We start from the raw sequence: 25,546 nt of genomic DNA on the forward strand, positions 1-25,546 counted from the left end.
TATGCTAACAAAAAGACTAAGAACTATTGCGGATTTAATTGATTCTTGCAATGTTATTGCAGATATTGGAACAGATCATGCATATTTGCCAATTACTTTAGTTAAAGAAGAAAAAGCAAAATTTGCTTATGCAGTTGATGTTAATAGTGAACCATTAAGTTGAGCTAAGAAAAATATTAAACAATATGATTGTTCTAAAAAAATACAAACTATTCTAAGCGATGGCTTGGATTTTGTTTTGAGAGATGACATTAAATTAATTGATGTTGTTACAATTTGTGGATTGGGTAGTACAACAATTCTTGAAATTATTAAAAGAGATAATGACAAGATTGGAAAATACATTATTTGTTCTAATACTGAAGTTAGCAATATTAGAAGATGAGTATTAGAAAAAAAGTATTCAATAAGTTTTGAAGACTATATAATTGATAGTCAAAAAGGATATTGAGTTTTAGTTATTGAAAAGAACAATAAAAATTTAGTTTTTGAAAAAGACATTTTATTTGGGAATAAAAAATTTTTTAAAAACAATAATGAGAGCAATAAATATTATGAAAATGAAATTATTAAGTTTGAAAAAATATTAAGTAAAATAGATAAAATTAAACATCACGACTCGTATAAGGATATTGAAAATAAGATTACAGAAATTAGAGGTTATTTAAATGAAATTAGCAAAATTAATTAAATATTTAGATAAAAAATTCCCTAATAGTAAAGCTTATGAATGAGATAATGTTGGAATTCAAAAGTTTAATAAAAAAGTAGTAAATTTGGATAAAGAAATTTCTAATATATTGATAACAATGGATTTAAACAAAATGTCTCTTGATAAAATTAAAAATACTAAAATTGATTTTATTATCACAAGACACCCATTTATTTTTAATGATTTAAATAAAGAAAAGGAAAATCCTTTTAAAAAAGAATTAATAAAATTTTTAACAAAGGAAAATATATACGTATTTTCAATTCATACAAATTATGATATTTGTGGATATAATGCTTTTATTGAAGAACTTTCTAAACAGTTCAATATAAAAAAGGCAAAATTTCCATTATTACATAAAGAATATTTGGAAGTTAATTTAAACAAAGAAATAACTAACAGTGAATTAATTCAAAATTTAAAAGAAGTCTTTAATACAAAAATAATTCAAATAAACACCAATGATCAATTTAAGACATCTAAGTTTTTTATTAATCAGGGAAGTGGAGCTAGTTCAATAATATCAAAGCAAATAAAAGATTCTGTTTTTATAACAGGAGAAGCTAAATGAAGCGATTGAATTTATGCAAATGATAATAATGTTACATTAATTGTTGTAGGACATTATATGGAAAACTATTTCATTAATGACATTGAAACAAGACTGTCAAATAATTTTAAGGATTTAAAAATAGAGAAAATAGATATAAAGGAACAATACTATGTCAAATAATAACGAAAGAAAGTTTAGTGATTTTGGTTTCAAAAAATACATTAATGATACTTTAAAAGATATAAATTTTGAAACACCAACTAGAATACAAACAGAAATAATACCACTAATTAAGAAATATCAAAATGTTATTGCTCTTTCTCATACTGGTACAGGAAAAACACATGCGTTTTTACTACCTATTTTAAATAACTTAAAATTTGATCAAGACAAAAAAAATATTCAAGCTCTAATTATTGCTCCAACAAGAGAACTAGCTAAACAAATTTATGATAATGTTAGACCATTTATAAAAAATGAACCTCAACTTAAAGTTGACTTATTTATTGGTGGAGAAGATATTAATAAGCAAATTGAATCTTTAAGTAAAAGGCAACCAACCATTGCTGTTGGTACTCCAACAAGAATTAAAGAACTATATGAACAAAACCATTTAAAAGCAACAACTTCAGATTACATCATTATCGATGAGTGTGATATGATTTTTGATTTAGGATTCATCGAAGACGTTGATTTTGTTGTATCAAAAGCGAAACAAAACGTTAACTTATCAATGTTCAGTGCAACAATCCCTGAACAATTAAGACCTTTTGTTACTAAATATGCAAGAAATGCTCACTTTATCGATGTAACTGAAAAGAATGTTTCAAGCAAAAACATTAAACACTTTCTAATTGATACAAAAAATAAAGAAATAGAACCAGTTTTAACAAATGTTTTAAGTTCGATTAATCCTTATTTATGCTTAATATTTTCTAACCATAAAGATGATATTCCAAGATATGTTAAATTAATTAGAGAAATAACTGGTCAAAATGTTGGTGAGTTACATGGTGATTTACAACCAAGAACAAGAATGAACATGCTAAAGAAAATTAAAAATAATGAATTTAAATTTGTTGTTGCAACTGATGTTGCTGCAAGAGGTGTTGATATTATTGGAGTTAGTCATGTTATATCAATTGATTTGCCAACTGATCTTTCATATTACATTCATAGAAGTGGTAGAACTGGTAGAAGTAAAATGACTGGTGAAAGTTATGTCTTATTTAATATTAAAAACCAAGAAAAAATTGAAGGATTAGAAAAAATAGGAATAGAGTTTGTTCGTTTAAGAATGGATAATAATCAGCTTATTGAAATTAGAAGTAAGAATAAGAAAAAAGCTAAACATTATGAAGATTTAGATACTGATTCAAAAAAAGTAATAGCTAAATATAGTAATCAAAAAGTTAAACCAGGCTATAAGAAAAAAAGAAAAAGAGAACTTGATGAAATAACAAGAAAAAAACGTCGCGAGCATATCAAACAAAGCATTGATAAAATTAAAAAAGAAAAGTACAGAAAGCGTCGTGAAGAATTATTTGATTAATATTTAAAAAAGTGGATTATTCCGCTTTTTATTTTTATATTTTTTAGTATTATAATTAAAGGAATTAATTAAAACATAAGGAAAAGTAGGTATGACAAGAAAAAAAAGAATAAAAATTTATTCGTCTAATGGTAAAAAAGCACTACTACTTTCCCCAGATGAAATCTTAATAATAAAAAATGATCCCAGCTACGAAAAAAATTATGAAGCTGAATTTAATAAAGGAAAACAGGCATTTGAAGTTCGTAACTATTATGCAATAGGATTTTGAAAAGATTTGCTTTATGTTTTAATTGGAGCATTTCTTTCAACAGTAGCAATAGACTATTTTATTTCTATAACAGGTAATGCAGGACTTTTCCCTGGAGGTCTAGGAGCTATAGCTCGTTTCTTCTCAATTATTGGTGCTAATAACATAACAGTATCTGCGAGTACACTTTATTTTATAATTTATTTCATAATGAATATTCCATTGGTAGTTTTTGGTTTTATGAAGATAGGTTGAAAATTCTCCACTTTAACTTTAATTTATTCTGTTGTTTCAATTTTCTTTGATCTTATATTACAAAATATTCCTTATATTAATCCTAATGAGCTAAGTTTACTAATTGACTACAATTTAATTAGTTCAGTTCCTGGAGCATGGGGAGCAATTATTTGAATTTTTGCTTTTGCTATTTTTGGTGGAATGATTAATGGATTTAGTTATTCAATAACTTATAAAGCAAATGCATCTACTGGTGGAAGCGATTGAATAACTTATTATTACTCAAAAAAATTAAATAAAGATATTGGTTCACTAAATATTAAAATTAATATATTTATTTTATTTATTGTTATTTGCTTAAATACAATTATTTTAAAAACAGAACATATAGATCAAACTATAAAATTAAGTGCTGTTTATAATGAATATGATAATTGAGATTCATTAATAAGTTCTGATTTAGGTAAACATTTAGACAAAGTATTTAGTGAAGTTAAAGATAGTTCAATGAATGAAAGTTGAAAGAATTTAAAAAATAATTGAAACAGTGATGATTGATTTAACATATCAAAATATGTTTCATCAACAACTGAGTTTGATTCAAGCTACACAAATGCAATAATTTGAAAAATGAAATTTAAATGAATTATTGGACCAAGTTTATTTGCGTCGTTAACACTAATTATTATTCAAGGTTTAACTGTTAATAGACTTTATCCAAAAAATAAAGTTTTAAATTTATTTATTTCAACAACTAAAATTAATGACATCCAACAATACTTATTTAGTGTTGGTTATACAAATAATATTTTTATTTGAAGAACTGTAACTTCTAAGAAAAATGCATGAAATGATCAAGAACAAGATTTAATTATGATTTCAATGCCATTGCTATACTTTAAAAAAATTGAAGACTATTTAATGAAGATTGATGAAGATATGATAATTAATATTATCGGAAGTAAATCTGTTAAAGGTAAAAACTTCAGTTATACTTTTGATAATGAATTACGTGAAAAAGCATTGACAGAAGAATTTATGAATAATGGTAAGTTAATGAAAAAAATTGAAAACAACACAATCATTAAGACACACAAAAAAATGAAAAAAATTGGTGATAATATTCAAAATGAGGTATAATCTTTTATAGATTATACTTTTTATTTTAAGTATTAATTTTTTTATACAAGGAGGAGTAAGTAAATGAATAATAAAAAACCTTCGTTTAAGAAAGTAGCGCAAATCTTTTGTCTATTATTAATTATCTTTTCATTAATTATTTCAATTATTTTCTCTTCATTTAATATTGCTAATAAAACTAATTTAAATACAAGATATTCTGGTGGATATGATGCACTTGTTGAAGTTTATGATGAAAAGCAAAATGCAACAACTGGATCTTTAACTCCAAATGGTGATGCTAGATTAGCTGCTGAATCTCTACAAACTAAATTATCTCCTTTTTCTGATAATACAATTGATGTTAAAGTTGTTGGGGAGCATAGAGTTTCTATTAGAGCAACTAAAGAACAATACCAAAATAATCCTAGATTATTTATAAATGCAATCGAACAAGATGGTGGATTGATGGCATTTACTCAATCAAATAATGTTTATACTGATATTCTTTTTGATGATAATACAGTTAAAAAAATAACAGGTTCAGAAAATGGAATATATGACAGTAACAATGAAATTACTAATAAATTGGCAATTTCAGAAATTTTTGGATCTGTTAAATATACACCTGATAAATCAGAAAGCGGTTCAGGGCAACAAAACTCTCCATTTTTAACTTTTGAAGAAGGTTCAAATGGAAGTTATTTAAAAAATCTAACAGCTGCATCAACATCAACAGAAGGTCAAGCCTCAACACCTGCAAATTTAACAGTTATATCATCTTTTGAAACAATCTTAAATAATCTTAGAGAGTATTTTTTACAAACACCTAATGAAAAAGAGATTGATACTTACTTAGAGAACTATTATAAAGGTGTAATTCAACCAATTTTAAGCTTTTATTCAAGCACAGATACTACCGCTCAACAAAGAGCTGTTATAGATGATTTCTTCTCTATTTCATACATGACATCAACTGGCCAAATGCAAACATCTTCTTTAATATCAGGTAGTTTTAATAAATGATGAACAGATAGCGTATCTAATGAAAAAATGTTATTTAATAGTTCAAATAATACTGAACTTATTATAAAAGACTTAAAAGCATTATTTTATGGAACATTTGAAGGCAAAACACCACCAGCAAATTATAATTATGCTTTTGCAAATAATGTAAATAAGTATGTTATTGACCCAAATTCAAAAACTGAAGACTTTAAAAAAGCAGATGGTAGTGGTACTAAAGATGGTAAATATTCAGAAAAAATAATTTTAGGTTCGCAATCATTGAGAATTGATGAAGTTGCTAAAATTATTAATGATGTTATGTTGTCAAAGGTATTATTTGCTCAAAAATCATCTACTTCAATTTTTTCTCAATATCTAGATCAGTCTATTTTTGAAAAAAACTTTATCATGATAAATGATTCAGTGACTCAAACTGGTGTTTCTTCTGTATCTGAAACAATGTCAAGAGCATCATTTATACCAAGTGTTGTTTATAACGGTACTACAAATCAATTAAAAGTAAAAACTAGATCAGCAACTATTGCAAAAACAATTGAAGCTTCAATTTCACAAACAACTTCAGGATTTAGTTTTAAAGTTATAAAGTTGACTGAATTTAATCCAGAGATAACTTTATACATGTTATTAGCGTCTATTATTTTCTTGTTAATATTAGCTATTTTTACAATGGTATTCTTGGTTATTGCTTATAGATTATTAGGTATTTATACATTAATTATTGCAGTAACATCAGTTTTCATAACATTATTTGCTCCTACTTTATTTGGTATAGCAATTGGTATAGAAATTTACACTTTAATTTTTATAATGTTAGGTCTTGTATTAGAATCATGTATTCTAACGATTGAAGCATTTAAAAAACACTTAAATAAGGAAAAAAGATCAATTACAGAATCATTTAAATTATCTTATAAGGAAAACTTAGGTATAATACTTGATTCATTCATATTAATATTAATTCCAAATTTAATTATTTTTTGAATTGGAACAGGATCACTAAAAAACTTTGCAACTGTTGCAACAGTCTCAACAACAATTATATTATTTTTAGTAATTGTTGTATTTAGATTAATGATTTATTTATCAGTTAAAATTCAAATTTTTAAAAACCATCCATTATGATTACCAATTGATACAAAAGATATTAAATCTGGTGTTGCTGTCAGGGATAAAATCAATTTATCAAAATATGAATATCAACTAAATATATTAACTAATAAGGAAAAAATTAGTTCAAAAGAATTATTAAGAATTAAAAAAATTAATGATTTAGTTGAGTCTTTAAAAATTAAAATTGAAAATAAAGAAAAAGATTATAATCAAAAGTTAATTAATAAGAATAAACAAAAAACTATTAAATTAAACCAAAAAATTGAAACTCTTGAAAAAACAGAGAAAAAAATTCGTTGATATAAAAGAGATTGAATCTCGTTCTTAAAAGTTAATAGGGATGTTGCAAAAGCAATTTCAGCTAGTGCTGAAAATACAGTAATTGAAGAAGCTAAAACTAAAAGAAATCAAAATTGAATATTTAATATAAATAGAATTATTATAGTTTTATTATTAGTGTTTTCAGTGATTGGTGGTATTGTAGCTGCTACTGTAGGTCCTAACTATTCAAACTTGTTTGGTAAAGATAACACTTACATTGTTTATGGTGAATATTTATATGAATTACCAGGTAATAATTTTGATAATGTTGTTACTAAAATAGCAGAAAACCAATCTGAAGAAGAAGCAAATGCATTCCAAAGTGAAGCTCTGAGAATGGCTAATGCCAAAGGATACAATGATATTGAAGCTGGAGCAAATGATAAAGAATTTGTTGCTGATTTGAGTAAATATACAATTGAATATGTATTTGATAACAATTTAGTTAAGGCATTCTACTCAGGATACAAAGGAACAACAAGTTTAAATTCTATTGAATCAGGTACCACATATGGTCATCAAACTGAAAATTCATCAGATGAGAATTTAATGCCATACATTCAAATTGAATTAACAAACCAAACAAACATTACTAGAACTAAAAGATTATTAAATAGTATTTTTACAGGTAAAACTCGTTTAGGAAGTAATTATACTAATGATTCAAAAGGTATTTTAGGAATGTATCAAATTCCATTTACTGCATATGGTCAAATTAACCAAATACTAATTTCTTTTGCAATTTTAATTCTAATTCTAATCGTTTATATATTAATTAGATATAAATGAACTTACTATGTTGCATTAGCACTAGCACTTGTGGTTGTTGTTTTAATTACAACATCTTTAGTAATTATGTTCAGAGTACCAATAAGTACAGAAATATTGGTAACAATGATTTCAATTGTAGCATTTACAATTATGTCTGTAATATTCATTCTTGGTAAAACAAAATCTTTAATATCTATTAAAAATAAAGACGAGCTAAGAATTGAATTTGAAAAAGAAGCAGATGCTCAAGCAGTTATTAAGCACAAAGTCTTAGAAGCAATAAACAATAAAAAAACTTTAAATAAAGCCAATAAAAAACGTATTAAAGACATTAGAATAAAAATAGTTAACATTAAAATAGTTAAAAAATCAAAATTCTATAAATTAGATGCATTTAAAGCTTTATTTAAATCAAATAAAATAACTAAAGTAGAAGAATTGAGAAAAGAAATTAAAGTTATTAGAAAAGAAAATAAAACTGATCTAAAACCTTTAAGAAAAGAAATAAGAGCTGCTAAAAAAGCAGGAAGAAAAGAAATAACAAACATTTTAAAAGACAACAAATTTGTTAAAACATTATTTGTTGATTCATTAAAATTTGGAGTTAATAGATTAATTTATATTTCAAGTTTCTATTTAATATTTGCAGTTATTTTAGCTGTCACAATTCCTTCAATCGCTGGAGTTGGGATTACATTATTAATTGGTGTATTTGTAGCAAATATTGTTATCTTGACAATGTCATTACCATTATTAATATGATTAGAAAAACGAAGAATAGTTTCAAACTATGGTAGAAAAGAATTTGTTTCTCAAACTAGTGTATCTCAAGAAGAACAAATAGTTAAAGATATTAATGATTAATTTAAAAAAGGAGTAAATAATAATGGATTTGAAAAAATACATTTTAAATGTTAAAGATTTCCCAATTGATGGTGTAGATTTTAAAGATGTAACACCTTTACTAAATAACGCTGATGCTTTTACTTATGTAATCGATGAAATGGCAAAATTTGTAAATGAGTGTGGAGCAAATGTTGTAGTAGCACCAGAAGCTAGAGGTTTCTTATTTGCAAGTGCCGTAGCTTATAAGTCTCACACAAGATTTGTATTAGTTAGAAAACCAGGTAAATTGCCTCGTGAAGTTATTGATATTGAATATACATTAGAATATGGAACTAATCATCAACAAATGCACAAAGGAGATATTAAGCCAGGAGATAAAATAGTTATTATTGATGACGTTTTAGCTACTGGTGGAACTATTGAAGCAATTGTTAAATTAGTTGAAATGCAAGATGGAAAAGTTGAAGGAGTATCTTTCTTAATTGATCTACCTGCATTACATAGCGAAGACTTATTACAAGAGTACAAAGTACAAAAACTTGTTAAATATTAAGATTAACACCTATAATTTAAATAGGTGTTTTTTATTAAAAACAAAAAGGTGAAATATTAGTAATAAACAAAGAAGTGACTAATCATTAAATGAAATCTTAAATGATTATCATGATAATGAATGAGGGAAAGTTAATCATAATGATGATTATATTTCTTAAATGCAGCGATTGACCATAAAATCATTGCTAAGTATGATCAAAGCAAGTTTGATGAATTAATAACAAATTCAGGAATAATTAGAAATAAATTAAAAATCAAATCAGCTACTTCAAATGCGATTGCCTTTATAAATGTACAAAAAATATGGTTCATTTGATAAATATATTTGAAGTTTTACTAACAATAAACAAATATCAATAACTGAAAGTTAATTTCAGATTTACCAAACCAAACTGAACTGTCAGTTATATTTTATAAAGATTTAAAAAGCAAGGGTTTCAAATTTGTAGGAACTGTGATTGTCTAATCATTTTTACAAGCAATCGGAATTATTGATGATCATTTAGATAAATGTTTCTGTAAAAATTAAAAATTCATTATATAAGAGTTTTATAGACTTATTTTAAGTCTATTTTTTGTTATAATTTAAAAAATAGAATGGGTGATTTCATGGCTGGTATTATATTACCTAGAAGAACTAGCAAAAGAGCTTCAACAAACTTAGATATTGTTGAAATCAAAGAATACATAACTTTAGAGAATGAACTAAAAAAATATATTAAGGATAGAAAAGCTTTAAATAAAATTAAAGAAGCTTACTTATTTGCTGAAAAAATGCACAGTAATCAAAAACGAAAAAACGGAGATCCATATATTTATCACCCATTATCAACAGCATATTATCTTGCCCAATTACAAATGGGTCCAAAAACAATTAAAGCTGGACTATTGCATGATGTTGTAGAAGACACCCCAGTTAAAATTGAAGAAATTGAAGAAAAGTTTGGAAATGAAATAGCTTCACTTGTTGAATCAGTTACAAAAGTAAGTTATTTTGCAGAAGAAAATCGAGAACAAATAAAATCTGAATATTTAAGAAAACTTTATATATCAATGGCTAAAGATATAAGGGTTATTATTATCAAGATTGCTGATAGATTACATAATATGTTAACAATTGAAAATTTACCTGAAGAAAAGCAAAAAGTAATTGCAAAGGAAACATTAACTATTTATGCAGCGATTGCACACCGTATTGGAATGAAGAATGCAAAATCTAAATTAGAAGATATGGCATTCAAAGTATTGAATCTTAAAGATTTTGAGGATATTAAAAATTTAATTGAAAAAGGCCGTGAATCAAGGGAAGTAAATATTGCAAAAACAATTGATGATATTTCATTCTTTTTAAGAAAAGAAAAACATATTAAAATAATTGATATTTTTGGAAGAGAAAAAACAATTTATTCAATTTATCGAAAAATGAATGTTAATGGAAAACAATTTGAAGAACTGCATGATTTAGTCGCTATTAGAATTATTGCTAAGTCAACCGATGACTGCTATAAAATTTTAGGTTACTTACACCAAAAATATTTACCTTTATCTGGAAGATTTAAAGATTATATAGCAACTCCAAAAAATAACGTCTATCAATCTTTACATACAACTTTAAGTAACAGCAAAGGAATGTTTTTTGAAGTTCAAATTAGAACTCAACAAATGGATGATGTTGCTGAAGCTGGAGCTGCTGCTCACTGAAGATATAAAGAAGGTGAAGTTGTTGATATTGATAAGCGTCAAAAACAAATTGATGAACAAATCGATATATTTAGTAGAATTTTAGATTTGACCGATCAAATTAATGAGGAAGAAAACTCAAAAGAAAGAGAACTAGAAAATCAGTTACAAAAAGATGTTTTTGGTTCTATGATTTATGTTTTAACACCAACACAAAATGTTATTACCCTACCTTATGGTGCAACTGTATTAGATTTTGCTTATAGAATTCATACTGAAATTGGAGAAAAAACAACAGGAGCTAAAATCGATGGAATATTTTCACCAATTAATACTGTTTTAGAATCAGGACAAGTTGTTGAAATTAAAACATCATCTAAACAACAACCAACACACGAATGATTAAAAATCGCTACTACATCAAATGCTAAAAATAGAATTAGAAAGTATTTAGGAAATAAACTTAAAGAAGATAATTCATTTGACGAAGATAGAAAAGAATTAGCAAGAAAAACTGAAAACTTAATTAATTCGTATATTAATCAAAAAGAAATTAAATGAAAAAGAAAATCACCTAGTGAAGTTCTTGAAGTTGTTAAAAAAGCAGGATATGCAAGTTTAGAGGAATTTTTAATAAGCGTAGGGAAAGGAGAATTATCAATTGTTGAAGCAACAGATAAATTCTTTATTAACCACAACTTCTCAAAAGATGAAGAAGCTTTAAGAAGTATTAAATCTAAAACAATTAATGATAGAAGTTTAAAAAATGATATTGTTATTGATGGTATAACAAATATTAAAACTTCAATTGCAAGTTGTTGTTTACCAATCCCGTATGAAGATGTTATCGGGTATGTTGCTAAGTCAGGAAATGGTATTAAAGTTCATTTAAAAGAATGTTATAACTTATATGCAACAGAAGAAACTAAACGCTTAGTTCAAGTTCAATGAAACTCAGCAGTAGCTGAAAATAGCTTGTATACAACTAAATTAAAATACTTTGCAACAGATAGACCAAATCTTTTATATGATATATCAAGAGCACTATCGAATTTAAAAGCAACAACTATTAATGTAAAAATAGGAGTAGACGATAAATCATTACTTGTTAATGGTGAGTTAACTATTAAAGTTAAGAGTTCAGCACAATTAAATCAAATCATTTTAACAATTAAATCAATTGCAAATATCATAGATTGTGAAAGATCATTTAAGAGTATTAAATAGGTTTTAAGCCTATTTTTTTTGTTTTGAATATTTTTTTTCAAAATTTTTCAAAAAATTATTATTAATAATATAATGACCTTGAAAGGAAATAAAAATATGAAAAAAACAAAAAAGGATGAGTTAACAATGGAAGAAAAATATAAATTATTTAACTCACATAAAGCTAGAATTTACTTTGCAATTAAAAAAGCCTATAGTAAATTTGATTCAATACCCTTAGAACTAGAAGACTTTGAATTTTATGCATGAGAAGCATATTTAGACATTCTAGATAAGTACTATGATAGAAACATGAGAAAAAGTTTTGAAAGTTGCTTAGTAGATGCTGTTTATTGAAAAGCAATGAATGTTTGCGCTAAATTTGTAACAAATAAATATAAAATGATGAATCAAGGTATGAGAATAAGCAGTTATATTGCTGAAGAGTATAAAGAAATGATTAATAATATAAGTGTTGAAAATGAATCTTACAAAGAAATTGGTTGGACACAATTGTTTGAGCAATTTTTTGCGAAAAGAACAGATCAGATACCTAAAAAAATTTTCACCCTTTACATTTATGGAATGAGTTTTGTTGAAATAGCTGAAGAGTTAAATATGTCATCAGCAAAAGTAAGAAACATTTTTTATAAAGTTTTACCAGAAATTCGACAAGTAGTTTCCAATCAAGTATTTTTAGATTAAAATATATTGTAAAGGGGCGTGATTGAATGAGTTATTACTATAAACCAAGTATGGGTTATTCAGTGCATGCCTTGCAAAGAGCTAAAGAAAGACTTAAATTGCAAGATAAACAAGATTGAGAAGTAAAAGAGGCAATTAAAAAACATATATTTAATTCCACCAAAACATTTAGAATGAACGGAATGTTGTATTTATCAGCTTCAAATACAAACATTTTCTTTGTTATTAATGAAAGCAGTAATACATTAGTAACTGTGACACTTGTATCAGCTGAAAAACAATTAAGATTGATGGGTGGATGATAAAATGATAATTGGAGTCTATGGCACTATTGGTGCTGGAAAAACAACCATTTCAAACAGTATTAAAAAATTAAAATTCAAAGTAATCAATGCAGATAAAATTTCAAAGGAAATTTTAAATTCAAGAGATATTCAAAAACAATTAAAAAATGCATTTCCTAATGCATTTGTAAACGATGTATTAGATAGAAGTAAATTAAGAAAAATCATTTCTGAAAATGAAAATAGCTTAAATAAATTAAATTCTATTGTTTGACCTGAAATTAAAAATCAAATTTCATTAATTATTCAAACAAATGCAGGAAATATTGTTATAGATGCTGCTTTATTACCTGAATTAAATCTTGAAGTAGATAAATACATTAGAGTTAAAGCAAATTTATTAACAACTCTTTGAAGAGTTAAAAAAAGAGACAAAAAGCCTTTTAAAGAAACTTATTTAATTTACAAACAACAAAAACAAAGAATTAAAAAATATAAAATAGATAATGAAGTAATAATAAATAATAATATATGAACAAAAAGTATAACTTATAAACAACTGCATAAAAAAATTTTTAAATAAGATCTGAATCTTATTTTTTTTTTATTTAAAATAATTAATTTTAATTAAGATAAAATAAATAGTATGAATAAATCAGGAATAATAATATTAAATAAACCCCAAGGTTTAACAACAAATCATTTAATTCAAAGACTTAAAAGAAAATTAAATGTAAAAAAAATAGGGCACGCAGGAACTTTAGATCCCTTAGCTACTGGCGTGGTTATTTGTTTAATTAATAGTGGAACAAAACTAAGCGACTATTTTTTAAATGAAAATAAAGCATATGAAGTAACAATGAAATTATTTAAATCTACAGACACTTATGATAGTGACGGAAAAATAATTGAAGAACAAGAGCGCTTTGAAATTAAAAAAGAGGAAGTAGAAAAAGTTGTATCAAAGTTTAATGGTCTTACATATGAACAAGAACCGCCAATGTATTCGGCAATAAAAGTTGAAGGTAAAAAATTATATGAATATGCACGTGAAAATCAAGTTGTAAAGGTTAAGAAAAGAAATATAACAATTAATTCTTTGACTTTGGATAAATATGAAGAAGATGAAATAACAATGACTGTTTATTGTTCAAAAGGAACTTACATCAGAAGCCTAATTGTTGATATTGCAAAAGAATTGAATACAATAGCACACGTAACACGTTTGAATAGAATAGAATCTGGAAATTTCAAAATTGTCGACGCAGTTTCTTTAGATGATTGCGAAGAATCAAATTTAATAGAAATGTTTGAAGCTGTCAAAATGGCAAACTATGAAATTTTTAAATTAGAAGATACTCTAAACATTGAACATGGTAAGAAAATTGAATTAAAAACAGAAAATGATATTGTATTTATTTCAAATAAAGCAGACCAACTAATTGCTTGCTATGAAAGAGAAAAGAACAATCTATTTAAATGTAAACGTGGAGGGTTGAATATTTAATGAAAGTTTTTAAAACTGATATTAATAATATTAAACAAAGTGAAAAAAAATCTTGTGTTACTATAGGAATGTTTGATGCTTTACATAAGTACCACAAAATCATAATTAAGAAAACAGAATTAATAGCAAGAGAACATAATTTAGAATCTGTAATAATAACCTTTGACCATAAACCTAATAAAGAATCACAAACATTACTAGATGAGAAAAAGAAAATTGAATTTCTAAAAGAAAATTTTAAAATCGATCAGTTAATAATTTTAAATGTTGATGAAAGTTTGATTAAAACAACAAGAAATGAATTTGTTAATATATTAAAATCAAAACTTAAAACCGTTAAGTTAGTTGAAGGTAGTGATTTTAAATTTGGGTTTCAAAAATCTGGAGATATTCAATATTTAAAAAAAAGCTTTGGTGAAGAAAACGTATTTGTTTATCAAAGAAATGAAAACATATCAACTTCAAGAATTAAAGAATTAGTAAAAGAAAATAAAATTGATCAAATTGAGGATGAATTGGAAGTTAACATTAATTTATTGAAATAAAATTTGAAAAAGTCTATAATATAAAAAGTGATTGTTCACCAGAGATGCTATTCGCTCCCATGAATGCACCTTTGATGAAACACTAAAAATCAAAATGAAAGGGAGACAGATCATGATTTCAAAAACAAGAAAAGCTGAAATTATTAAAGAATTTGGTGGAAACGACGCTAACACAGGATTAGCTGAAGTTCAAATTGCTTTATTAACTGAAGATATCGCTAACATGACTGAACATTTAAAAGAACACAAAAAAGATGTTCCTACAAGAAGAACTTTATTAAAAAAAGTTGCTCAAAGAAGACACTTATTAGATTTCTTAATTAAAAAAGATGTTAACAGATATAAAGAAATTATTGCTAAATTAGGCTTAAGAAAATAATTTTAAAAAAAACTTTAAAATTATTGACACATAGATTTAATTTTTATATTATATTTATGTGTCTAAAACGCAGGTGTAGTTTAATGGTAGAACTTCAGCCTTCCAAGCTGACTGTGAGGGTTCGATTCCCTTCACCTGCTCCATTTAAAAATTAAAACAACCGAAAGGTTGTTTTTTATTTTTTGATATAATTAAAAATAGAAAAAAGGTGAATCAGATGAGTGAAATAAAAAACTTGGACTGAAACAAAACAAGAGAATTTGATCTTGAAAGAACAAACGTTTGAATAAGTTTTGCATTTGAAATAATTGGTGTTGTTTTACCATATGTAGGAATTTGAATACTAATAGGTAGCTCTTGAAATACTGAAAAATTTCATAATTACTATAATGTTTTACCTGTAAAAGAATTTTTACTTACAATAATATGTATAGGATATCTAATAATTGCTTTAGGTTTTAATTTAATAACATATATTCTAAAGTGACAAAAAGAAGATAGTTTTACTTTTACAACTGCAATAGCATTATGTTTAACAGGTTTTGTAACAAATAGTATTTGAATTGATAAATTATCAATAGGTGGATTTGCAATATTTTTAAAATTAATATTTTTAGTAGTATTTGCTTTAATTGGAATATTTATAGGAACATTAGGGACTATGTTTATAAGAAACTTCAGATTTAAAATTGAAGAAGAAGATCAAATACTATTAGAAGCTTATAAAAAAGGCGAAGAAATTCCTTCAATTAAAAAAATAAGATTAGAAAAGGCTGAAAAATATAGAATTAAAAAAGAGCAAGAAATTGAAGAACTAAATAGATTTAAAGAAGAACTTAACGAAAAAATAGCAATTGAATTAAAGAACAAAAAGAATGAAAAACTAGACGAAAAAGAAAATAAAAAGCGTAATAAGAAAAACAATAAAAAATAACTAGAGTTAGCGCTTAAAAAATAAGTCAAAATTTGTTAAAATTAATGTAATTAAATTTTCAAAGAAAGGAATTTTATGACTAATAAAATTGAAAAAACTCAAAGTAAATTTATAAGTTTAAAAAACAATAATTTCTTTGTCAGATTTGCATCAAGTATTATATTAGTAGCATTGATAGTTTTATTTCTTTCAACAGCTATATTAAGTGAAGAATTATGAGTCAATATGAATGATGCTCACAAAGCAAAAATAGTAAGTCAATCACTTGGGATTTTAATGCTATGTATTTCAATAGCAATACTAATGTTTTGTATTTATGAATTATCAACATCTCTAAAAATAAAAAATAAATGGTTTATTGTAGTGATGGAAATATTGGCATTAGCAGTATTCATAGCACCAATAACATCAAAAGGGAATTTAGAGCAATTATTTATTTATCAAGGTTGAGCACTGAAATCACCATTATCGCATTGATATATGCAAATAATATATCTAATATTATTTTTAGCTATATCATTTGTTGCTGGTTACTTATCAGGTATAGAACTTAAAAAATTGATCATGATAATTGGTACATCGTTAATAATAATATTTGGTCTAAAAGGTTTCACTTATATTTCATTATCAAATGACTATATAAATCAAGAATACTCAAGCATTAAATTTGGTTATGTTACAGCAATATGAATTTGATTAATAGTTATTTTAACTGACACATTTGCTTATATTTTTGGAGTAGCTTTTGGTAAACATAAAATGGCTCCAGTTATAAGTCCTAAAAAAAGCTGAGAAGGAGCAATTGGTGGTTTTACCACAGCATTTGTTGTTGCGGTAATAATGTCTATATTATTTTATTTCTTTGTAAATAGTCATGCTGTTTTTGCAGATTACATGAATAATATTGATATTAAGTTTGGTAAAGGCTTAGTTATATTCATGTATATATTATTAGCTGCATTAATTTCATTTATAGGGCAAGTAGGAGATTTATTCTTTTCACTAATTAAGCGAAAAAATGATATTAAAGATTTTTCAAATTTAATACCTGGTCATGGTGGAGTTTTAGATAGACTTGACTCATTCATGCTTGTATTTTTATTTATGTATTTATTTACATTAATTAACTAGTTAAGGAGTTCATATGGGAAGTGTATTGATAGTAATTTTATCTATATTAATTTCAATCATTGTTGTATTGGTGTTAATTACACTTCATGAACTTGGACATTTCATTGTTGCAAAATTATCTAAGGCTTATGTCTTTGAATTTGCTATTGGTTTTGGTCCTAAACTATTTGTAGTAAAGACAAAAGAAACTTGATATTCTGTTAGATTAATACCTTTGGGTGGATATGTATCAATTGCTAGTGATTTCGTTGAACCCCCAAAAGGAAGAGAAGAAGAATTTGAAAAAATTCCTGATGCTCGAAAAATTGATTATGCAATCAAATGAAAAAAAACATTATTTATATTATTTGGACCATTAATTAATTTATTTATAGCTTACATTTTAATATTCTCAGTAATGTTTGGAGTTGGTTATATGCCAAGTGATCCAAACTTTTATGGTCAAAACTTTTCAACTAATTCTATTGCTTATAAAATGATTGCTAAAAATGAAGGGATTAAACCTGAAGAAGGAAATAAATATGTTTCTAATCATTTAAAAGTTGCAATTACTGGATGAAACGTTCAACTGGTTGATAAAACACAAAAAGATATTAAAGATTGAGAGTTTACTGTTTCAAAAAAAGAAAGTGCACCAACTTATAAAGAAATTTCAGCAATGTTTAATGATGGAAAAAAAGAAGTATATGAATACATCACTAAATATAATCTTGATGATCAAACAATTGTTAAATTTCAATTTGAGTACTTAAAATTAGATAATCTTTATTCAGGTAAATTAACAACAGAAAAAGAGAAAACAACTGATTGAGCTACTTTAGAAGATAATCCAATTACAATTTGAAAAAAAGCTAAGCAAATAACAGGTATTGCAATCGCACCACCAGATAGACATTTTAAAAATGGGGCGCAAAAATTCGGTTATACATTTGTTGAAACTTGAAATCAATCATTTTCACTTTTAGTTGGAATTGGTAAATTCTTTACAGGTGATTTCAGTGCTATTTCAGGACCTGTAGGTATTGCGAAATCATCAATAGGAACCACAACTACAGCAACAACATCAATGACTGCTAGTCGCATATTCTATGTATCTTCAATATCTGCCAACTTGTTTATGCTTAATATGCTTCCATTCCCACCATTAGATGGATACAAATTTTGAGAAACACTAGTTGAATGAGTAACTAAAAAAGAAGTTAGCCAAAAAACAAAAACAATAATTTATGCAACTGGAGCTATTTTACTTATAAGTTTCATTGTTGTAGTAACAATCAAAGATTTTATAATTTAAAAAGGGAGTTTTATATGTCAGACAATAAAGTATTAGAATTATTTCGAAAATTGGAAATTAACTTAAATGAAGGTGAACTTTCATATTTTGAACATTCTGAAATTGAAAAAGCTTCTATGAGTTCAACTAAAAGTAAGCTTAAATTGTCTTTAAAAATAAAAAACTTTTTACCGATTAGAGTTTTAAGCGAAATTCACTCTAAATGTGTGGGTGCCGAAGACTTAAAAATCAAATTAATTTTAAACGTTCAACAACAAAGAATAGACAAAGAAATACTTTGTGAATATATTGAGTTCATTAAAAATGAAAAAGCTCAAAATAAAACAGTTATTTGAAATTTCATTGATTCAGAAGGATTTGATTATGATGCTGATGAGAATATTATTAAATTTATTGTTGATTCTAATGAATTAAAAAATCAATTGAGTATTGAAATGAACTATTGTTTAGCAAAATTAACTCAATTTGGATTTAAAGATTTAAATTATGAAATTGAAGTTGAAGATAAAACCGAAGAATACATAAAACAATCACTTATAATTGAGCAACAAACTAAAGAGCAATACAAACAATTTGCTCCTGAACAAACTGAGAAATCTCAAAGCATTATTGTTTCTAGACAAAACTCGCAAAAATGAAATCAATCATTAGATAAACCAAGTTATGAAACATTTGAAGATATTGAAGAAGATGCTCAAAATATTGTTTTACATGGTAAAGTTATGAGTATTGAAATTAGAGATTCTAAAGCAAATAATCGTAAAATATATTCAATCGGTTTAACAGATAACAACTCATCAATCAAATGTATTTATTTTGGTAAAGAAGATGAAAGAACAATTATGGATCCTTTAACTGAAGAAGAATTAACTTCAGACAGAATAGATGAAATAAGAGCAAAAAGAATTGCTAAAGGTGATTGAATTGCTGTTAAAGGTAAAACATCATACTCACAATTTGATAGAGAACAAAATTTCATTATTGATAAAATAGGTAAAATTTTTCGTTCTGAATCTACAGTTAAAGATGAAGCAGCAGAAAAGCGTGTTGAACTTCATGTGCACACAAAAATGAGTGCTATGGATGGTGTTTCATCAATTCAAGACTATCTACAAATGGTTGATAAATGAAATTGAAAGGCTATTGCAGTAACTGATCATATTAATGTACAAACTTTCCCTGATGCATATAATGAATTAAGAAAAATAAATAAAAATAAAGCTGATGAAGATAAACTTAAATTAATTTATGGGCTTGAAATGAATATGATCCAAAAAGAAGATTACTGAATTGTTAAAAATCCTAAAGGTCAAAAAATCAGAGAATCTAAAATGGTTATATTCGATTTAGAAACAACAGGATTATCACCAGAATTTAATGAAATCATCGAATTTGGTGCTGTTGTACTTGATCCAGTAACTGGGAAAACAACTAAACATGATTACTTATTTAAACCAAAAGAACCATTAAAACAATTCACAATTGATTTGACTAATATAACACCTGAAATGTTAGATGATAAAAAAAATATTGAAGATGATTTTGCCAAAATTTATGAGTTAATTAAAGACAGTATATTAATTGCCCATAATGCAAACTTCGACTTTAACTTCTTAAATGCGCTTTCTAAACGTTTAGGTTATGGTGAATTAGAAAATACAGTAATTGATACACTAACTCTTTCTAGAATGGTTAGACCTGCTTTAAAATCTCACAGACTTGGTGCTGTTTGTAAGAAATTTGGAATTTTATATGATGAACATGTTGCTCACCGTGCCGACTATGATGCTGATGTTTTAAATGACTTATTCTTTAAAATAATGGCTGAATTAAAACTAACAACTCCAATTATTTTTGATAATGATTTAATGAAGTTAGAACCTGAAAATGACAAAGAGAATGTTAACTTATTAAGATCACGTGGAGTTCATGTTAACGTGTTAGCTAAAAATCAACAAGGGTTAAAAGATATATTTAAATTAGTTTCAATTTCACACACTGATAACTTTTTTAACTCTCCTAAAGTATTTAAGGAAAAATTAAAAAAAATTAAAGAAAAAAATAATATTTTAATTGGTGCTGGGTGTGTAAACTCTGAAGTGTTTGAAATAGCTAGAATTGGAACTGATCAAAAACTTGAAGAAATTATGCCTTTCTATGACTATATTGAAATACAACCACTAAGTGTTTATAAAAATTTAATTAATGATAATCAATTAGAAGAAAACGAATTAATAAATGTAATTAATAAAATTATTAAATTAGCTAAAAAACATAATGTTATGTTAGTTGCAACTAGTGATGCTCACTATACAAGACCAGAATTAAAAAAAATTCGTGATGTTTATATTAATGCAAAAGGACTTGGTGGAAGTAGACACCCATTATTTAGTTTTAAAAATAAAAATAAATTAGTAGACTATCCTGATCAATATCTTAGAACAACAAATGAAATGTTAAAAGAATTTGCATGATTAAATGATGCAACATTAATTAATGAAATGGTAATTACAAATACAAATAAAATAGCTGATATGATTGATTCAAATATTGTAGTTATTAAAGATGGACTATTTACACCAAATATTGAAAATGTAGATACTCTATTAAAAAATAAGTGTTATGAAACTGCGCATGCAATGTATGGAGAAGTTTTACCTGAAATTGTTGAAGCACGTTTAGAAAAAGAATTAACATCAATTATTAAACATGGATTTGCTGTTGTTTATTGAATTTCTCACTTATTAGTTGAAAAATCTAATAATGACGGGTATCTTGTTGGTTCAAGAGGAAGTGTTGGTTCTTCATTTGTGGCAACAACTTCAAATATTACTGAGGTTAACCCATTAAAAGCACACTATAGATGCTTAAACTGTAAATATTCAGATTTTAATACTCCAATTGAGATTAAATGTGGATATGATTTACCAGAACAAATTTGTCCAAAATGTAATGAAAAATTAATTGGAGATGGACATGATATTCCATTTGAAACTTTCTTAGGATTTGATGGGGATAAAGTTCCAGATATTGATTTAAACTTCTCTGGAGAATACCAACCAATTGCACATAACTTTACTAAAGAAATGTTTGGTGAAGATAATGTATTTAGAGCTGGAACAATCTCAACAGTTGCTGAAAAAACTGCTTTTGGATATGTAAAAGCATTTTATGAAGAAAATGGTGTATTAGAAGAAGATATGCCAAGAAAAATCGAAATCGAAAGACAAGCCAAATTAGTTGAAGGGGTAAAAAGAACAACAGGACAACACCCTGGAGGAATTATTATTTTACCTAAAGAGTTTGAAATAGAAGATTTTACACCAGTCAATTTCCCAGCTGATGATGCAACAAGTTCATGAAAGACAACTCACTTTGATTTTCACTCAATTCATGATAATTTATTAAAAATGGATATTTTAGGTCACGTTGACCCAACTGCATTAAGAATGCTTAAAGATTTAACGGGAGTTAATCCAATTAGTATTCCAACAAATGATCCAAAAGTATATTCATTATTTAGTGATTTATCTGCTTTAAATATTAAACCAGAGCAAATTAACGGAGAAAAAACTGGAGCTATTGGTTTACCAGAATTTGGTACAGGATTTGTTAGATCAATGTTAAGAGAAACAAAACCTAAAACATTTGCTGACTTAGTGCAAATTTCAGGACTATCACATGGTACTGATGTTTGATTAGGAAATGCTAGAGACTTAATTAAAAATGATATAGCTAACATTTCAACTGTTATTGGTTGTCGTGATGATATTATGGTTTATTTAATGGGACAAGGAATTGATGCAACTACTTCATTCAAAATAATGGAATCAGTGCGTAAAGGACAAGGATTAAGAAAAGAATGAAAAGAAATTATGTTAGCGCATAATGTTCCCGAATGATATATTGAATCATGTTTAAAAATTAAGTATATGTTCCCTAAAGCCCATGCTACTGCTTATGTATTAATGGCTTATCGAATTGCTTGATATAAAATTTATTATCCAGCTGAATACTATGCAACATTTTTAACTAATAGAGCTGATGCTTTTGATTTAAAAACATTCTTAGGTGGTTATAATGGTGTTAAAGAAAAACTAGCAGAATTAGAATCAAGAAAAAACAGAAAAGATAAAATGACAACAAAAGAACTAGCTTTAATGCCAGTTCTAGAAATTGGATTAGAAATGTTTAGTCGTGGAATTAAAATGGCTAACTTAAACTTTGAAAAATCTTTAGCAGATAAGTATATTATTGAAAAAGATGAAGCAACTGGTGAAGCTACACTATATCCTCCATTCTTAGTAATTGATTCACTTGGAGATGCTGTGGCTGATTCAATCATTAAAGCTAGAAGTGAAAGACCATTAACTAGTGTTAAAGATTTAACAATGCGAACAACTATTACTCAAACACAAATGAAAATATTTGAACAATTAAATGTATTAGATACACTGGCACAAGATGAACAATTAGAATTTGACTTTTTTAACTAAAAGATAGATTGAGAGAATGAATATGAAAAATTTAGCAGAATTAATGACACAAAGAAGAAGTGCTCGAGATTTTGATGTTAATTATGAAATACCTGAAGCAGATTTTAATGATATTATTCAAGCAATGAGAATGTCACCATCTTCATATGGTATTTTAGGACAAAGATTATTAGTAATTAATCGTGGAGAAATGCGTGAAAAGTTAGCACCATTTTTCTATAATCAATTAAACTATGTTAATGCATCAAAATTTATTATTGTATTAGGAGTAAATCACAAAGGATTGCAAGAAGTAACAAATCATTCATTAGATTTAAGATTTGAAGGAAACCCTGAAGGAAGAAGTACTTATGGGGCTAATATTAATAAATCATTATTTAGTGGCAAATTAACTGATCAACAATTAGATAACTATTCAAGTCAACAAACTTATATCACAACTGGAATAGCTACTGCGGTGGCTGCTAGTTTAAATGTTGATACTTGTATGATTGGTGGATTTAATGCAAAAGGATTAGCTGAATTTTTGATTCAAGAAGGTTTAATGCATGATTATGAAACTCCATTCATTACAATGGCGTTTGGTAAAAGTACAAAAATAAGTGGTGAAAAACTTAGATCTGAATTAGAATATTTTGTAAAAGAAATTTAAGAATCGAAAGATTCTTTTTTTTTATTATTATTTAGATTTATAATTAAAATAAAAGGAGAATAAAATGGAACAATCAAAAATTTACTGAAAAATAAGAGTTAATAATATAAATGGTGATAGCTCATTAGTCTATGATAATTACTACGAAAATGTTTCCTTAATTGAACAAGAACAAATATGAGTTACCTACAGAGAAGGAAGAAATAATGCAATAAATTTAATAAAATGTGCATCAAATGTTGATGGAAAAGAATGTGGGGCATACATAACAGTAAGGAAAAAACAAATTAATAAAGATTTTTTTGAATTATCTAAAATGATAAATGATCATCATTTAGCTGGATGTCAATCTGAAGCGGAATTGGTTGAAACAGAGCAATTTATCAATAACATAAGTATAAAATCACTTTTAAGTCTAATTGAAAAAAAAGACAAGAAATATGTTCAAGTAAAAATTAAAAATAGTTTTTTTACAGAAGTTCCTGAAAAAAGTGGAAACCCAGAGAATGAAGAAATAGTTAAAGTCAAGCGCAAAAAGCAATTGGTAGATATTAAAAAAACTCTTGATTACATTTTTGAAAGAAAATTAGATGATAAATATGGTAATAAAGTATCAGAATTCGATGAAAAGGTATGAACAAATTCATTTTCAAATAAGTGTACAAAATATTTAAATCTTTCTCCACCAAAAAAATCAGAGAATAAAATTCTAAAATGAAATTGAAAAAAAATACCTGAGATTCAAACTGATTTAAATGGAAATAATTATGTTTCTATTTGCTGTAAAAACTTTTTTTACAAAGGAACAAAATTTCCTGAAAAAGCGAATATAGGAAATACTGAAATTTGAGTTAAAATAAAAATATCAAATGAAATAAAAGAAAAAATAAATAAGATAAAAAATAAATATGGTAAGGAAATAAATTTTTCACTATTAACTGGCTGTGAATTAACGACAAATTTACTATTTGAAAAAGAACTTAATAGCTCAAATATTTTAAAATTGAAAATTTCTCCAATTGAATGTTTATCCGATTGATTGATTTGTTTTTATTTTGAAAATAATTATAAATTGCTAAATGATATAATAATTTAACAAAAATTTGCTATAATATAAATAACAATACGAAACAGCAAGACTTATCGGTCTTGCTTTCTTATTGATTTGAAAGGAGATTTTAAGTGAAAAATTTTGCATCTATTAAAGATGAAATCCAAAAGATTGCTGAATCAATTTTAAAGGAATACAACTTACAAATATATGAAATAAATAATTTCTTTGATTTTGAAAGTGATGTTTTGCAAATCTTAGTTGAAGATATAACTGAACCAAACAAAGCTTTAGACTTTGATTCAATTATTTCAAGTAATGAAAAATTATCTGATGCTTTAGAAAACTTCCCAGGATTAAGTGAACCTTATATGCTAGAAGTAGCTAGTGCTGGAATTGAAAAACCAATCAGAAATAAAGAAGAATTAGTCAAAGCTGTTAACAGTTATATTCATGTTGAATTAAATCAAGAAAAAAATGCAAGTAGTGAAATAGAAGGTATTTTATTAGATTTTGATGTAAACAAAGATACATTTAGAATCACCTACTTTTTAAAAGGTCAAAAGAAAAAAGTTGACTTTAAATATGAACAAGTAAAGTTTGCAAGATATGCAGTTAAATTTTAAG

General features: G+C 25.8%; 21 protein-coding genes and 1 tRNA gene. All 22 read left to right on the top strand.

Going from position 1 to position 25,546, the window contains the following annotated elements:
- Position 1: 1 nt before the first annotated feature.
- The 22 genes from MCOLE_RS01495 to rimP all read left to right on the top strand — a co-directional run bounded on the left by MCOLE_RS01495 (position 2) and on the right by rimP (position 25,545).
- Entirely contained in the window at positions 2-691 is a 690-nt protein-coding gene (locus MCOLE_RS01495) for a tRNA (adenine(22)-N(1))-methyltransferase (RefSeq protein WP_100670833.1), read from the top strand.
- Positions 669-1,445: a Nif3-like dinuclear metal center hexameric protein gene (locus MCOLE_RS01500; protein ID WP_100670835.1), complete on the top strand. Its 777-nt coding sequence runs from the start codon at positions 669-671 to the stop codon at positions 1,443-1,445. Before MCOLE_RS01495 ends, MCOLE_RS01500 begins: the two co-directional genes overlap by 23 nt.
- Entirely contained in the window at positions 1,435-2,817 is a 1,383-nt protein-coding gene (locus tag MCOLE_RS01505) for a DEAD/DEAH box helicase (protein ID WP_100670837.1), read from the top strand. The genes MCOLE_RS01500 and MCOLE_RS01505 overlap by 11 nt, the downstream gene beginning before the upstream one ends.
- A gap of 91 nt (positions 2,818-2,908) precedes the next feature.
- Positions 2,909-4,444, top strand: coding sequence for a YitT family ABC transporter (locus MCOLE_RS01510; RefSeq protein WP_100670839.1), 1,536 nt, complete (start codon positions 2,909-2,911; stop codon positions 4,442-4,444).
- A gap of 63 nt (positions 4,445-4,507) precedes the next feature.
- Entirely contained in the window at positions 4,508-8,518 is a 4,011-nt protein-coding gene (locus tag MCOLE_RS01515; RefSeq protein ID WP_100670841.1) for a protein translocase SecDF, variant type, read from the top strand.
- 22 nt (positions 8,519-8,540) lie between these two features.
- A complete protein-coding gene (locus tag MCOLE_RS01520) occupies positions 8,541-9,053 on the top strand; it encodes an adenine phosphoribosyltransferase (protein ID WP_100670843.1) in 513 nt (170 codons plus the stop codon).
- A 219-nt stretch (positions 9,054-9,272) separates the two neighbouring features.
- Entirely contained in the window at positions 9,273-9,374 is a 102-nt protein-coding gene (locus MCOLE_RS03825) for a hypothetical protein (RefSeq protein WP_338101030.1), read from the top strand.
- A gap of 290 nt (positions 9,375-9,664) precedes the next feature.
- The gene (locus tag MCOLE_RS01530; protein WP_100670845.1) at positions 9,665-11,962 is read left to right on the top strand and encodes a RelA/SpoT family protein; all 2,298 of its coding nucleotides are present in this window, start codon (positions 9,665-9,667) and stop codon (positions 11,960-11,962) included.
- Positions 11,963-12,058: 96 nt separating this feature from the next.
- Positions 12,059-12,646, top strand: coding sequence for a sigma-70 RNA polymerase sigma factor region 4 domain-containing protein (locus MCOLE_RS01535; protein ID WP_100670847.1), 588 nt, complete (start codon positions 12,059-12,061; stop codon positions 12,644-12,646).
- A gap of 26 nt (positions 12,647-12,672) precedes the next feature.
- Positions 12,673-12,951 carry a hypothetical protein gene (locus MCOLE_RS01540; RefSeq protein WP_100670849.1) on the top strand — a complete coding sequence of 93 codons (279 nt, stop codon included), beginning with the start codon at positions 12,673-12,675 and terminating at the stop codon, positions 12,949-12,951.
- A gap of 1 nt (position 12,952) precedes the next feature.
- A complete protein-coding gene (coaE, locus tag MCOLE_RS01545; protein WP_100670851.1) occupies positions 12,953-13,513 on the top strand; it encodes a dephospho-CoA kinase in 561 nt (186 codons plus the stop codon).
- 63 nt (positions 13,514-13,576) lie between these two features.
- Complete coding sequence (gene truB / locus MCOLE_RS01550) at positions 13,577-14,437, top strand: tRNA pseudouridine(55) synthase TruB (protein ID WP_100670853.1); 861 nt, start codon at positions 13,577-13,579, stop codon at positions 14,435-14,437.
- Positions 14,437-14,982, top strand: a complete 546-nt coding sequence (locus MCOLE_RS01555) for a nucleotidyl transferase family protein (protein ID WP_100670855.1) — start codon at positions 14,437-14,439, stop codon at positions 14,980-14,982. Before truB ends, MCOLE_RS01555 begins: the two co-directional genes overlap by 1 nt.
- 112 nt (positions 14,983-15,094) lie before the next feature.
- Positions 15,095-15,361, top strand: a complete 267-nt coding sequence (gene rpsO, locus MCOLE_RS01560; protein ID WP_100670857.1) for a 30S ribosomal protein S15 — start codon at positions 15,095-15,097, stop codon at positions 15,359-15,361.
- Positions 15,362-15,430: 69 nt separating this feature from the next.
- Positions 15,431-15,504 (top strand) — tRNA-Gly (locus tag MCOLE_RS01565).
- Between the two features lie 74 nt (positions 15,505-15,578).
- Positions 15,579-16,295 (top strand): DxFTY motif-containing membrane protein, encoded by a 717-nt coding sequence (locus tag MCOLE_RS01570; RefSeq protein ID WP_100670859.1) that lies wholly within the window; start codon positions 15,579-15,581, stop codon positions 16,293-16,295.
- A gap of 75 nt (positions 16,296-16,370) precedes the next feature.
- Positions 16,371-17,426 carry a phosphatidate cytidylyltransferase gene (locus tag MCOLE_RS01575; protein ID WP_100670861.1) on the top strand — a complete coding sequence of 352 codons (1,056 nt, stop codon included), beginning with the start codon at positions 16,371-16,373 and terminating at the stop codon, positions 17,424-17,426.
- 13 nt (positions 17,427-17,439) lie between these two features.
- Positions 17,440-18,720 carry an RIP metalloprotease RseP gene (gene rseP, locus MCOLE_RS01580; RefSeq protein ID WP_100670863.1) on the top strand — a complete coding sequence of 427 codons (1,281 nt, stop codon included), beginning with the start codon at positions 17,440-17,442 and terminating at the stop codon, positions 18,718-18,720.
- 14 nt (positions 18,721-18,734) lie between these two features.
- On the top strand, positions 18,735-23,216 hold the full coding sequence (locus MCOLE_RS01585; protein ID WP_100670865.1) for a PolC-type DNA polymerase III: 4,482 nt from the start codon (positions 18,735-18,737) through the stop codon (positions 23,214-23,216).
- 22 nt (positions 23,217-23,238) lie between these two features.
- Positions 23,239-23,868, top strand: coding sequence for an NAD(P)H-dependent oxidoreductase (locus MCOLE_RS01590; RefSeq protein ID WP_100670867.1), 630 nt, complete (start codon positions 23,239-23,241; stop codon positions 23,866-23,868).
- A gap of 64 nt (positions 23,869-23,932) precedes the next feature.
- Entirely contained in the window at positions 23,933-24,964 is a 1,032-nt protein-coding gene (locus tag MCOLE_RS01595; protein ID WP_100670869.1) for a hypothetical protein, read from the top strand.
- Between the two features lie 86 nt (positions 24,965-25,050).
- Positions 25,051-25,545 carry a ribosome maturation factor RimP gene (rimP, locus tag MCOLE_RS01600; RefSeq protein ID WP_100670871.1) on the top strand — a complete coding sequence of 165 codons (495 nt, stop codon included), beginning with the start codon at positions 25,051-25,053 and terminating at the stop codon, positions 25,543-25,545.
- Position 25,546 lies beyond the last annotated feature (1 nt).

Source organism: Mesoplasma coleopterae (assembly GCF_002804245.1).
GTDB lineage: Bacteria > Bacillota_I > Bacilli_A > Mycoplasmatales > Mycoplasmataceae > Mesoplasma > Mesoplasma coleopterae.